Source organism: Paraburkholderia sp. 22098 (genome assembly GCF_052045935.1).
Taxonomy (GTDB): domain Bacteria; phylum Pseudomonadota; class Gammaproteobacteria; order Burkholderiales; family Burkholderiaceae; genus Paraburkholderia; species Paraburkholderia caledonica.
Window position 1 is genome coordinate 415,159 of sequence record NZ_JBQEPV010000005.1, and the last position, 12,624, is coordinate 427,782.

Consider the following 12,624-nt stretch of genomic DNA (forward strand, 5'->3'; position numbering starts at 1 on the left):
TGGGTTTCAGGGAGCCACGGGTTCATCGGCGAGCGGCGGCGCCGCGTCGCTGTGGTGGGCGTTGAATTCGATAGCGTTCGAGCGGTGAGCGTCGGAGTCGACGGAGGCTGCGCGAGTTCGTGCTTCGGCGCGCAACTCGAGCGCCGCTTTCACGACCTCGCCGGGCGTGACGCCCAGCAGGCACGCATGATGGTGCTGAGGACACACGCTGCGGTAGCACCAGCGGCATTCGACATCGCGAAACAGCACGCGATTCGGCGTCTGCCACGGCGTGTGCTGCGGATTGGTCAACGCATACAGATCGACGACCGGCGTGCCGAGCGCGGACGCGAGATGCACGGGTCCGCTGTTGTTCGACACCAGCACGCTCGCTTGTTCGATCAGCGCTGCCAGTTCGCCGAGCGTGAGCGCGCCGCTCATATCGTGCAGTTGTGAGCGAACTCGCGGCGCAGCGGCGGCGATCACCGCGTCGACGAGAGGACGCTCGCTCGCACTGCCGGTGATCAGAAGCGGGGCTCCGGTTTCGGTGGCAAGGCGCGTCGCGATGTGACCGAAGCGCTCGGGCGGATAGCGTCGCGATGCGGCGGTTGCACCGGGGTGCAACACGATGCACGGCGTGCCGGCTGTTGCGCCGCCGTGCACGCCTCTCGCGGTCAACTGCTCTGCAAGCGTTCGCCGGTCCGACTCATGAACCGTGAAGCGCATACGCGTGTCGGGGGCTTCTGCGCCGACCTGGCGCACGAGGTCCAGTTGCCGTTCCACCTCATGACGGGTGCGCTGCTGCGGCTCCGGTTCACGCAGCCAGTCTGTCAGCAACTCATACGGGTTCTCGCGGCAATGCGCGAGCCGCCGCGGAATGCCCGCCAGATGGCACAGCATCGCCGCGGGCAACGGGCTCTGGCTATAGACCGTGAAGATCACGGCGGCATCGAAGCCGCCGCGCCGCAATCGTTCCTGCATGCGCTGATCGTCGGCGAGCGAACGCGCGCTCGTCGGCGGATTCGCAACCCACGGCGCTTCGTATGCGATCACGTCATCGACATCGTCGAGAAACGGCGCGAGTGCAACGCCGCTGCGCGACGCAAGCAGCGTGATGTGGCGGCCGGGTGAGGACTCGCGCAGTGCGTGCAGCGCGGGCGTGGTCATCAGCACGTCGCCGAGATTGTCGAGCCGCACGCACAGAATGCGCTTGATCTCCTCGCCCCAATGCTCAAGCTGCGGGCTGTCGGGCACGCGAGCGTGAGCGAGTGTCGGCTGGGTGATCAGCAGCGGCGCATTCATTGAGCAGTTTCCTCGCCGGCGGGTGCGGGCGGCGCCGCTGCTTCCATAGCGTTTGCGATGATCCGGGCAGCCTCGTGCAGATCCGCGGCGCGCGCGGTAGGAACGCGCTGAGGTCCTTCTATCCACTCGGTCTCGTGGCCGTTGTCGAGCAGAATCGTGCGGCATCCGGCACGATTGCCCGCTTCGACATCGTCGAGAATGTCGCCGATGAACCAGCTGCGCGCGAGGTCCAGCCGATGCTCGCGGGCTGCGCGCAGCAACAGGCCGGGTGCCGGCTTGCGGCAATCGCAGGCGGTCGAATAAGGCGCAACGGTGCCGTCCGGATGATGCGGGCACCAGTACGCGCCGGAGAACATCGCGCCGGATTCGGCGAACATGTGCGTGAGTTCGGCTTCCACGTTCTTTAACGCCGCTCGCGGGAATTTCCCGAGTGCGACGCCTGACTGATTGCTGATCACGAACAGCTCGAAAGGCTGGGTCGCGAGCAGCGTCAACGCTTCGCGCGCGCCCGGTGCGAGGCGCATCAGCGAAGGGTCGATGTTGTAGGGCACGTCCTCGAGCAACGTGCCGTCTTTGTCGAGAAATACAGCGGGTCGCAGCATGACGAAGGCGGTGTAGAAAAATGTGGACCGGAATCGCCGCGAGCGGACCATAGGTCCGCACCGGCTCGACATAACTAGCTGCGCTATCAGCGCTGCAATGCTGCGCGGCGCCTAACGGAACGATGCGCCGGCCGCTGCTCGCAGGGGAACTTCCACGCGGTCTTCCGTGGGTTTGGCGGGCACGAGCCGCGCGGTGCGCATATAGATCTGCGCGAGCGATTCGCCCACGCCGCGCCATGTGAACTCCTTGCGCGCGCGTTCGACGCCTGCTTCGCCCATCCTGCGAGCGAGCGCGGGGTCGCGCCGCAACTGGTTCAGGCGCGCGGCGAGCGCGGCCGGATCGCGCGGCGGCACGAGAAAGCCGGTGATGCCGTCTGCAACCGAATAGCGGATGCCGCCGACATCGGCGCCGATCACCGGCGTGCCGCAAGCCATGGCCTCGACCGGTGTGATACCGAACGGCTCGTACCAGGGCGTCGTCACGAACACGTCTGCGGCGCTGTAGTAGTAGCGCAGTTGCGCGCGCCCGCGCCGTCCCACGAAAATGGTTTGTTCAGCTACGCCGCATTCACGCGCGATGCCACGAAGGCGCGCGATTTCCGGCGTGGCCTTTTCATTCGGCGCGTCGGAATTGCCGCCCACCACGTAGAGTTGCGCAGAGGTCCGGAAGGCTTTCTTCAGTACACCCACGCCGCGAACCACGTTGTCGATACCCTTACGCTGCACGAGCCGTCCGAGCTGGAGCACGGTGAACTGGTTTTGCTGCCAGCCGAGTGCGTCGCGAGCGGCTGCACGGTCCATCGGGTGAAACTCGTCGGCGTCGAAACCGCACGGCACGATCTCGATGCGCGCGGGGTCGGCGTGGTAAAGCTCAATCAGGTCTGCTTCATCCTGCGGGCATTCCGCGACCACCACGTCGGACTGCGCGACGAGGTCGTCTTCAATTGCGAAGCGCTCGTCAGGAAAGCCGTCGCTCGCGCCCTGATGTATCCGCCGAACACGGCCGAGCGCGTGAAACGTCGTGACGAGCGGCACGCCGAGCGCCGCTTTGACCTTCAATGCCGCGAGCCCCGACATGAAGAAGTTCGCGTGCATGACGTCGTATGGCGTTTTCTCGCGGCGGAAGAACTCAATCAGGAACGCGGCGAACTCATCCATGAAGGGCAGCAGCAGTTCTTTCGGCAACTGCATCGGCGGCCCTGCGGGGACGTGGATCACGCGGACGCCCTCCATGTCGGATATGAGCGGTAGCAACGCGCGGTCGCGCCGCGTGAACACATCCACTTGATGGCCCATCTCTGTCAGTTCACGCGCAACATTCGCGACATAGATGTTTTGTCCTCCGCTGTCGACGCCTCCGGCGACGGCGAGGGGCGAGGCGTGTTCACTGATGAGGGCGATCTTCATTGAGATTCCTTCGCGGAGATTGGCATTAGCGGGGGTGTCCATGGCGCGTTTTGCTGAGCACTCTTATGCAATTTCACGCAATACAACGCTGTTATCCGGCATGAGCATGCGCTGTGCCTATGCGCTGCGGGTGACGCGCGAAGCGCAATGCGGCGTTGGGTGCGGAGAAGCGCTGTAGCGTTCCCTTTTTTCGCTTAAGGAAACGGTGTGGCGTTCCCTTTTTCTACAAGCGGCCATGTAAGTTCGATCACCGTCACCAACGTAGACGAAAATATTTGCTTCAACGTGCTGCTTACATCGCGTGCCGCTGATGTGTCGTCTATGCTAAGTTTTGTCCGGCGGCGGGCGCAGGGTTTGCTGCGAGGTGTGCTCCGCAGTGTGGGCATTACTGCCCCAAGCGCACGTGCTCGACATGCATGCCACTCGTCGCGCCGCTTTGCGAATCCGCTTCGTGGAATCTAATGCCGGGTTGCAGTTCACGCGCTGCCGCGGCCTTCTCAGGACACCATGCCGAACTCCGCAACGCTGCCCCGTTCCCAGTTGACCCGCCGCATTGCCGCCGACCTGATGCGCGCAGTCTGGCGTTATCGCAATCAGACCGTCGCTGCCTTGCTGCTGATGGTTGCCGCGAAGCTCTCCACTGTTCTGATCCCGCTCGTGCTCAAGCATGTGGTGGACGAACTGGGGCACCCGGTCGCGCAGGCGCTGTTCCCGGTGTTCCTCGTGTTGGCTTATGCATTACTGCGTTTTCTCGGCGACGCATTGAACGAAGCGCGCGACGTGGTGTTCAGTATCGTCACGCAGCGCACCGTCGCTGCATTTACCGAGCGGACTTTCGCGCATCTGCATCGCATGAGTGCGCGCTTTCACACGAAACGCGAGACCGGCGCAATAGTTCGCGACGTGCAAAAGGGCGCCGACGGCATCGGCTTTCTGCTCGGCGTCGCGCTATTTACGATCGTGCCGACCGCGTTCGAGATCGCGACTATCGTCGCGATCATGGTCCACAATTACGCGCGCGAATTCATGATCGCGATTGCGGCAACCTTCGTTTGCTATGCGGCATATACATTCGTGTTCACCCGGCGACGCGTTGCGTTCCAGCGCGCGGTGAATGCTCTGGAGGCGCAATCGGATGGCCGGCTCGTCGACAGTCTGCTTAACTACGACACGGTCAAATACTTCGCCACCGAAGACACGGAAACGAAGCGGTTGTCGGTCGTGCTCGACAAGTGGGTGCACGCCAGAACGGCGAATCAGCGCGCGCTGACGGCGCTGCACGTAGGGCAGAGCGCGGTGATCGCGTTCGGCATTGGCGCAATCATGCTGCTCGCGGCGCAGCACGTGGTGGCCGGAAGCATGACTGTCGGCGATCTCATTCTGGTCAATGCGTACATCATCCAGATCTGCATGCCGCTGAATACGCTCGGCTTCGTTTTTCGTGAGACGAACGACGCAATGGTCAACGTCGAGCGCATGTTCGAAATACTCGCCGCGCGTGGGCGCGTTGGCGAGGATATCGACGAACCGGCCGCGAAACCGCTGGTAGTCAGCGCAGGGCAAATCTCATTCGAGCACGTGGACTTCGGCTACGACCCGGCTCGGCAGATTCTGCGCGACGTGGACTTTCATGCGTATCCTGGCAAGACGCTGGCGATTGTCGGCGGCAGCGGGTCGGGCAAGTCGACACTCGTGAAGCTGCTCTTTCGTCTTTATCAGCCAAACAGCGGCAGGATTCTTATAGACGGACAGGACATCGGTCACGTTACGCAAAAGAGCCTGCGCGAAGCAATCGGCATCGTGCCGCAAGACACGGTGCTGTTTAACGAAACCATTGCCTATAACATCGCGTACGGCAGGCCTTCGGCAACGCGCGCGGACGTGGTGCGGGCGGCGCGCGCGGCGCAACTCGACGAGTTTATCGAACGTCTGCCCGATCATTACGACACCCGCGTCGGCGAGCGCGGTGTGCGGCTCTCGGGCGGCGAGCGCCAGCGCATTGCCATTGCGCGCGCCATTCTGAAGGACCCGCGCATCATCGTATTCGACGAGGCCACCTCCGCGCTCGACACGCGTTCGGAACGGGCGATCCAGACTGAATTGACGCGGCTCGCGCAAGGCCGCACGTCGATCGTGATCGCGCACCGGCTATCAACCGTGGTCGACGCCGACTGGATTCTGGTGATGGAGCATGGCCGCGTGGTCGAGCAGGGCACGCACCGCGAGTTGCTCACGCGTGAAGGCGTCTACGCGAAGATGTGGTCCCTGCAATGGCAGCAGGGCGAACTCGAGCACGCGCAGCGCAAGCTCACCGCGCAGTCTGTCAGCCTCGCGGCGCTGATGGCCGGCGTGATCGACGCGTTGCACGACGAAATTGCCGCGCAGCGGGTGACGCTGTATCCGCAGATCAGCGACAACGATCTGCGTGTGACTGGCGACCCGAGCGTGCTGCAACCGCTGATCGCCGAGTTGTGCCGCAACGAGATCGTGCACGCGAGGCCGGGGCAGCGCATCGAGCTTCGCGTCGAGCGGCATAACAATCAGGTGTGGGTCACGGTACTCGGCATGGGCGAAAAGCCCGCTGAACTGTCGCAAGCGGCTGCTCGTTATATGGAGGAAGCGCTGGCTGCGGCGGGCGGCAGTTTCACGCTAATGACGCTCAACGGGCGGCTCGCCTATGTCGCCATGCTGCCTTTGCGTCCGGTGGCCGACGCTGATTCAGGCGCCGGTTCAGCAGCGGTACCGTTGACCTCGGAAGTGGACGGCGCGGCGCCGCTAGAAGGTCTCTTTGTCATGGCTATCGACGACCAGGAAGATGCGCTCGACGCATTAGAAGCGGTGCTTGTGTCGAGTGGCGCGCGCGTGCGAACTGCGTCGTCGGGCAAGGAGGCCCTGGACTGGTTCGCCGCCACACCGACCACACAATGGCCGCATGCGTTGCTATGCGACATCGTGCTAGCGGACGAAGACGGTTATGACGTACTGCGCCGTTTGCGACGCCTGGAAGCCGATCGGCAATTGCCGCTGCAGGACCGCGTGCCGGCGATCGCGATCACCGGCTACGCGGAGGGGGAAGACCGTATGAGAGCGCAGATGGCCGGTTTCCAGGCGCATCTTTCGAAGCCGGTTGCACCGGAAAAGCTGATAGGCGAAATTCGCAATCTGGCGATGGCGTCCGCACGCACGGGCGTATAAAAAGCGGGAGGCGGTGCGCGTTCGCCGCGCGCATGTGCGCCTCTCCACGTCCTGCGGCTCAGGTACGCGCGTCGACCTTGCTTACCGTTGGTTTTGCGCGGGCAGTGGCCGGCACCGGCGCCGCCATTTGACGCTCGCCCGTGCGTACCCGTTCGCGCAGGCTCAGCACCTGAGCCGGTACTGGCTTGCGGTGTCTCAATGCCCATGCGAGCCCGCGCAACAACGGAACGGCGTCGCGCGCGAGAGTGCCTTCACGTGAGAACGTCGCGAGCGCATGCATGGTCGCGCGGCTCGCCTCGGGCCAGGGCAGGCGCAGGCACGCGATCCACGCGGCATTACGCGCGAGTGTGCGGCGCCGCAAGCCGCTATCGCGTGACGGCGACGGATGATGGTGCACGGTCAATTGATCGCAATAGACAATCGAGTGCCCGGCTGCCAGCACGTCCAGCGCGACGAGTTCTTCTTCGCCGCCGATAAAAAGGCGCGGCTCGTAGCCGCCCAGTTGGCGAAACAGCGACGTGCGAAAAACGCATGCGCCTGCCATATAGCCGATCAACGCGGGGCCTGGCAGCCCTTCGCTGCCAAGCGGACTTGCACGCATGACCGAGCAGGTCGGGTCCGTGAGGTTATCTTCGCCGACCACCACGCGCGCGCTCAGTACGCCCGCATTCGGCCACGCATCGAGCAATTGCACCGCGCGATCGAGGGAGCCCGGCTCCCACCACGTGTCGTCGTCGCAGAAGGCCACGTAGTCCGTGCCGACGTACGCGGCGGCGCGATTACGTCCGGCCGCGCCGAGATTCGCCCCGCATTCGACGATGCATACAGTCGGAAACAGCGCCTTCACGAGCGCGACGGTGTTATCGCTAGAGCCGTTGTCCGCGACAAAAATGGGCGGGTTTTCGGGAAGGGCGAGTAGGCGCTCGAGAGTGGCCACAAGCTCATCGGCGCGGTTGTACGTCAGAACGACGACCGAAATGCGCCGGGAAAGCGATTTTTTTTCCATGCGGTTCTTTATTCTTGACGAGGCGATGCCCCGTTCAAGCAATCGGTGTGCCGTCCGCTTTCAACTAGCTTGAGGCTCTTTGCAGCCGCCAATACTTTTCGGTCGAATAAAGCGAGCTTTGCCCCTGTGGGCCGAACGCGCGCAACTGGCTCGCGTAGGCGGCAATGGCTTCTCGCTTGATCTGCTCATGCGCGCTGAATGCATTGACCGGCGCGCCCATGTCGGTGGTGGGCGACAGCGCGTAGCCGCTTTTGGTCAGTTCTTCAATGCGCTCCAATACCGCTTCTTGCCTCTGCCTATACGGCACGTCTTCGTAGCCGTGAAATGCGGTGTCGGCCATGACGTCAATCAGCGCGAGACATGCGTCCGACACTAAAGTGTGGTCGGAATGGAAGATGCCCAGCGGGAAGAACACGTTCTCTGGACTGTGCTCGTTGAGCGTGCGGCGAAGCGCTCCGGTCAGATCATCGGGGCTCGGTGTCAACAGGTATTGCGCATCGCAGAAGGACAGATGTACCGGCTGTGCGCCGAGCTTTTGCAACGCCCGAATGTCCTCCTGCTTGCGCGTCTGCATTGCCTCAAACGCATCAGTGAAACCGGATTGCCGATCCCAGTCAGTGGACATGTTCTCCGGCGGCGGCGCGGTGAACACCGTGCAAACAATGGCCGATGGATTAGCTGCGAGAAGCAGCCCGCAACTCAGAACGGCGTCGTCGAGATGTGGAGAAACGACGAGCAGACGTGCGCGCGATTGCATCATTTTGTGATGGACTTGCTTAAAGACGACAGGAACAGCTGGCTTGCAAATAGCGGGCCTGGTTCTGAAACATGACCTGAAGCTAACAGGAATGACCTTTGCAAACCGGTGGGAGTATTGTTTCCGATGAGCCGAAAGGATCAGCATGACAGACAACGACAAAACCGCCACCGAGCGGCGCAGGCTCGGCGGCTGGCTGCCATCGAACGAAGAGCATCTCGCGCGATATCGCACCGACCTCGCGGAAAAAGCCCGCGCTCGCGCGATGCATGCGCCGCGAACGTCGGCGGTAGAAGATCTGGCCGCGCTTCTGAGCGGCGACCCAGTTCTTCGCATGGATATGACGCGTGCTATCGATCAGGCCCGCGACGCGGGTTATGTGCTCGGCTATTCGTCAATAGACGAGTTGATGGTGATCATCGATTACGTAATGACTTATGCGCCGCCGTTCAGCGAGACCAGTCTGATTCACTGCCCATTGAATGCGGTGCTGGACTGGCCAATGTGCATGCCGTCCGGCTACGCGCTGTTCCGCGACCCGGCATTGAACCAGCGGCTTAAACGCGTGCTCAATTGCTGGTGCGGGTTCCTGAGTGGGCCGCATTCGCGTGAACACCTGAATACGTCGGCGCCGAATGGATGGTTTTCGCCCGAGGCCGATGAGAAAATCGGCATGTCGCAGTTCGTCTGCGATACCGACAAGCCGTATTGGGGCTTTTCGTCATGGAACGACTTCTTCACGCGCCGGTTCCGCGAGGGCGTACGGCCAGTCGATCAGCCGGATAACGACAAGATCATTGTCAGCGCCTGCGAGGCGGCTCCGTATAACATCCAGACAGACGTCAAGCTGACCGATACCTTCTGGATCAAGGCACAGCCTTATTCGCTACTGGATATGTTTTCTGCGAGCCAGCGCGAAGTTGCACAGCGTTTTGTCGGCGGCTCGATCTATCAGTCCTTTCTCAGTGCATTCAATTATCACCGGTGGCATGCGCCGGTAAGTGGCGTCATCAAAAAAGCGTACGCGCTGGATGGCACCTACTATTCCGACGCCGATTCGGAAGGCCGCGACGCCGGCGGTCTGAACGATTCGCAGGGCTACATTACCGCGGTGGCGGCGCGCGCCGTGATCGTTATCGAAAGCGACGATCCTGCGATCGGTCAGGTCGGCTGTCTTTTCGTCGGCATGGCCGATGTGTCATCGTGCATGATAGAGGCGTTGCCTGGCCAGCGCGTCGCCAAGGGCGATGAAATAGGGTTTTTCCAGTACGGCGGCTCGACCTGCTGTCTCGTCTTCGAGCCGGGTGTCATCAGCAGTTTCGTGCCGCAACCACCTTTCGACCACTCGCCGCCAGTCAAGGTGAATACGCACATCGCGACCGCGAGGTAATCCTCGCTGCGGTCAACTCTGATCTTCAACTAGCGTGGAACTGATGTTCGAATGCCGCGAAGCGCAATGCGCTTCGCGGCATTTTTTCTTCTTGATCGCGACTTCGGCTACTGCAAATACCGTGGTCAATGCCGCGCCGTTATCGAACGGCGGGGCAGCCCGCCGCGGATAAACGCTTAGCCCGGCTGCTTACCCGAGCCAAGATCGGCGCCCGTCATCGGATCCGATTCCGTATCCGATGCGGTCCTCTCGGCCAGCGCGCCTAGCACTTCGACATCGGCTTGCGTCACGTTGACCGATGGCAGACCGTCGCCGCCATCCACTGCCGGCTGCGGTGCCTCGACGAATTCCCATTCCGGGCCCTCGTTCCACGGACCGCGTGCGTCGCCTTCGCCAGCCGACATGTTGTAGTACACGTTTGTAAATTCCGGAACACCCGGCAGCTTGCCTTGCGGGAAGTTGGGTTGAATCGAGTGCAGCGCTTTCTCGAACGACTTCTGGTGAGCGATCTCGCGCGTCATCAGGAAACCGAGCGCTTCCTTGATGCCCGGGTCGTCCGTGACATTCAGCAGGCGCTCATAGACGATCTTCGCGCGCGCTTCGGCAGCGATATTCGAGCGCAGGTCGGCGGTCGGTTCGCCAATCGTGTCGATGTACGCAGCCGTCCACGGTACGCCCGCGGAGTTCGTGAGCGCAGGTCCGCCGCCATACAGCAGCGCGGTGGTATGCGAGTCGTTGCCGCCGCCTGTCAACGAGCGATACAGCTCTGCTTCCTGCTCGACGCCTTCGGCCAGTTGGCCTTTCGCGCCCTTGTTCAACATAGCGACGATGGAGCCGATTACTTCAAGGTGACTCAGTTCTTCAGTAGCGATGTCGAACAGCAAATCCTTGCGGCCCGGGTCGTCTTCTGCGACGGCCTGAGTGAAGTACCGGCACGCGGCCGCTAACTCGCCTTGAGGTCCGCCGAATTGCTCAAGCATCAGATTGGCGAGGCCCGGATTGGGGGCGGCGACACGCACGGTATATTGAAGTCGTTTGTTGTGGACGAACATTGGTTTCTCCGCTGAGTATGGTTGGGAAACTTTCGACTGCACGCTTCCTTGCGCATCCCGCATACCTGAGCCATTAAATCGTCACAACGCGCGTGCCGATGTTCTGGCACACGCGTTGCGGATTGCAGGGCTCCTAACCACTACCTTGGGAGTTGCACATGACACAGCGAAAGACCATCGACGATCTGTTCGTTCACATGCTGTCGGATATCTACAGCGCGGAGAAGCAGTTGACCAAGGCATTGGCGAAACTCTCGCGTGCTGCGTCCGATCCGCAATTGAGCGAGGCGTTCAAAATGCACCTGGAGGAAACGCAAGGACAGGTGGAGAGAATCGATAAGGTTGTAGAAACGAGTGGCGTGAAGTTGAAAAGAATGAAGTGCGTCGCGATGGAAGGCTTGATCGAGGAAGGGCAGGAGCTGATCGACGAAATGGAGAAAGGCGCAGTGCTCGATGCCGGCCTGGTCGCTGCCGCGCAAAAGGTGGAACACTACGAAATCGCCGCATACGGCAGCCTGTGCGCGATCGGAAAGCAGTTGGGTTTCACCGAAGCCGTCAATCTGCTGAAGGAAACGCTGGCAGAAGAAAAGGCGACGGATTTGAAGCTGACCGAATTCGCGGAGCGAGCCGGCAACGAAAAGGCGAAGCAGCAGAAGTAAGTGGGGAAGTCCCGCCGGCTGAAAAGCGACGCGGGACTGAGAGAGCGGTTTTGATCATGTGATCCGGCCCATTCAAGGGCCGGTTTTTTTTGCGAGCCACGCGCGCCGCACGACCCGCGACAACTTCGCGCGTCAGGTCTTGTCGCCGACCGAACGGCTGCCGACTGCGTCGAGCTTGCCCTGCAGTTCCATCTTGCGCTGCGCGATTTTCTGACCCAGTCCCTTCACATTGAGATTGGCCTTTCGCAATTCCGGAAACAGTTCGTTCTCTTCTTCTTCCACGTGATGTTGCACCATTTCGCTCATCACTTTGAACGTCGCGTCGAAGCCTTTATCCCCCGCCTTGAGCGTTTCGAATTTGCTGATCAGTGTCTTCACGAGAAAGTGCTCGACGTACGCTTCCTCCACGTCGACCACATCGCCTGACGGCAGCGCTTCAGCCGCAGCGGGATAGAGCAGTTCTTCTTCGATGATGGTGTGAATGGTGAGCTCTTCGCACGCGCGCTGTGCCAGCGTGGCTTTCGCTTCCAGATCGTCTTCTTTAGCTTCTTTGAACGCGGTGAATAGTCGCTCGACGGCGCGATGATCCGCGATCAGCAGTTCGAGTGCATCGTCTGTATTGGGGTTCGGTTGTTTTTCGGGCATGTCGCTCTCCGTGTTGAAACGCCGCCTGGCGGCAGGTTTGAACGGGGTAACGCAAGCACTGTGCCCATGCGCCGCAGTTTAGTTTTTGCTCTTGCGCGGTGCTGCAGCGTTCAGCAGCGGATTGAACGCTGCCGTTCTCTTCGGCTGCCGCGTGGGCGAGTCGGAGTCTTCGTCCTTGTTCCTAGCTTTGTCTTTCACGTTCGCGGCACGGCCGCGCCGCGGAGCGCGAGCACTCCCGGACAATTGCCGCGCCAGTTCTGCGCTGTCGTCGTCCTGGTCCGCGGATTCTTCTTCGTGGTCGTCTACGTCCTCCGCCGCGCTCGCAGGATTTTTAGTTCGCGATACGCCGGCTATGTGCTCGATTACCGACAGGAAGGATTTGCTCGCCGAACGTAACGATTCGCCTGGCAACATGGTGAGAACGACCACTTCGTGAAGCGAGCGTCCGTCGACGGTGCGTTGAGACGGTTTCGCGTTCCAGTCAGTGTTCTCTTGTGCGAAAACGGCCAATAGCCGTTCGAGGACAGCGGGCGATAGCACGCCGCCGTCGTACAGGCTGATGATTGCGCGCTCGGCAAGAGCGAACGGCGAAGCGGAAGTTTTAGGCATCGTTTTGTGCTCTTGCCGGGC

11 protein-coding genes are annotated in these 12,624 nt (G+C 61.6%); 3 read left to right on the forward strand and 8 right to left on the reverse strand.

The annotated features are described in order from the left end of the window. Positions 1-6: 6 nt before the first annotated feature. From waaF to ACTJLB_RS13575, 3 genes are all read right to left on the reverse strand, one after another. Complete coding sequence (waaF, locus tag ACTJLB_RS13565; RefSeq protein WP_440783563.1) at positions 7-1,281, reverse strand: lipopolysaccharide heptosyltransferase II; 1,275 nt, start codon at positions 1,279-1,281, stop codon at positions 7-9. Further along, entirely contained in the window at positions 1,278-1,883 is a 606-nt protein-coding gene (locus ACTJLB_RS13570) for a D-glycero-alpha-D-manno-heptose-1,7-bisphosphate 7-phosphatase (RefSeq protein ID WP_087753978.1), read from the reverse strand. Before ACTJLB_RS13570 ends, waaF begins: the two co-directional genes overlap by 4 nt. Positions 1,884-1,994: 111 nt before the next feature. Next, complete coding sequence (locus tag ACTJLB_RS13575; RefSeq protein ID WP_020068329.1) at positions 1,995-3,290, reverse strand: glycosyltransferase family 4 protein; 1,296 nt, start codon at positions 3,288-3,290, stop codon at positions 1,995-1,997. 507 nt (positions 3,291-3,797) lie between these two features. Between ACTJLB_RS13575 and ACTJLB_RS13580 the strand changes: the two genes are divergently transcribed. Then, a complete protein-coding gene (locus tag ACTJLB_RS13580; protein ID WP_020068330.1) occupies positions 3,798-6,485 on the forward strand; it encodes an ATP-binding cassette domain-containing protein in 2,688 nt (895 codons plus the stop codon). Positions 6,486-6,543: 58 nt separating this feature from the next. Here ACTJLB_RS13580 and ACTJLB_RS13585 read toward each other — a convergent pair whose 3' ends face one another. Continuing rightward, on the reverse strand, positions 6,544-7,491 hold the full coding sequence (locus ACTJLB_RS13585) for a glycosyltransferase family 2 protein (RefSeq protein WP_440783564.1): 948 nt from the start codon (positions 7,489-7,491) through the stop codon (positions 6,544-6,546). Positions 7,492-7,555: 64 nt separating this feature from the next. Then, entirely contained in the window at positions 7,556-8,395 is an 840-nt protein-coding gene (locus tag ACTJLB_RS13590; protein WP_440783565.1) for a PIG-L deacetylase family protein, read from the reverse strand. Here ACTJLB_RS13590 and ACTJLB_RS13595 point away from each other — a divergent pair. Continuing rightward, complete coding sequence (locus ACTJLB_RS13595; protein ID WP_440783566.1) at positions 8,394-9,638, forward strand: phosphatidylserine decarboxylase family protein; 1,245 nt, start codon at positions 8,394-8,396, stop codon at positions 9,636-9,638. The genes ACTJLB_RS13590 and ACTJLB_RS13595 overlap by 2 nt on opposite strands. A 176-nt stretch (positions 9,639-9,814) precedes the next feature. Here the strand turns inward: ACTJLB_RS13595 and ACTJLB_RS13600 are convergent, their stop codons facing one another. After that, positions 9,815-10,690: a manganese catalase family protein gene (locus ACTJLB_RS13600; RefSeq protein WP_020068334.1), complete on the reverse strand. Its 876-nt coding sequence runs from the start codon at positions 10,688-10,690 to the stop codon at positions 9,815-9,817. Between the two features lie 158 nt (positions 10,691-10,848). Here ACTJLB_RS13600 and ACTJLB_RS13605 point away from each other — a divergent pair, with 158 nt between their 5' ends. Further along, a complete protein-coding gene (locus ACTJLB_RS13605; RefSeq protein ID WP_440783567.1) occupies positions 10,849-11,349 on the forward strand; it encodes a YciE/YciF ferroxidase family protein in 501 nt (166 codons plus the stop codon). A 132-nt stretch (positions 11,350-11,481) separates the two neighbouring features. Here the strand turns inward: ACTJLB_RS13605 and ACTJLB_RS13610 are convergent, their stop codons facing one another. Together ACTJLB_RS13610 and ACTJLB_RS13615 are read right to left on the reverse strand one after the other, a co-directional pair. Beyond that, positions 11,482-11,994, reverse strand: coding sequence for a hemerythrin domain-containing protein (locus ACTJLB_RS13610; protein WP_087753798.1), 513 nt, complete (start codon positions 11,992-11,994; stop codon positions 11,482-11,484). Between the two features lie 78 nt (positions 11,995-12,072). After that, complete coding sequence (locus tag ACTJLB_RS13615; RefSeq protein ID WP_440783568.1) at positions 12,073-12,603, reverse strand: hypothetical protein; 531 nt, start codon at positions 12,601-12,603, stop codon at positions 12,073-12,075. Between the last annotated feature and the right edge of the window lie 21 nt (positions 12,604-12,624).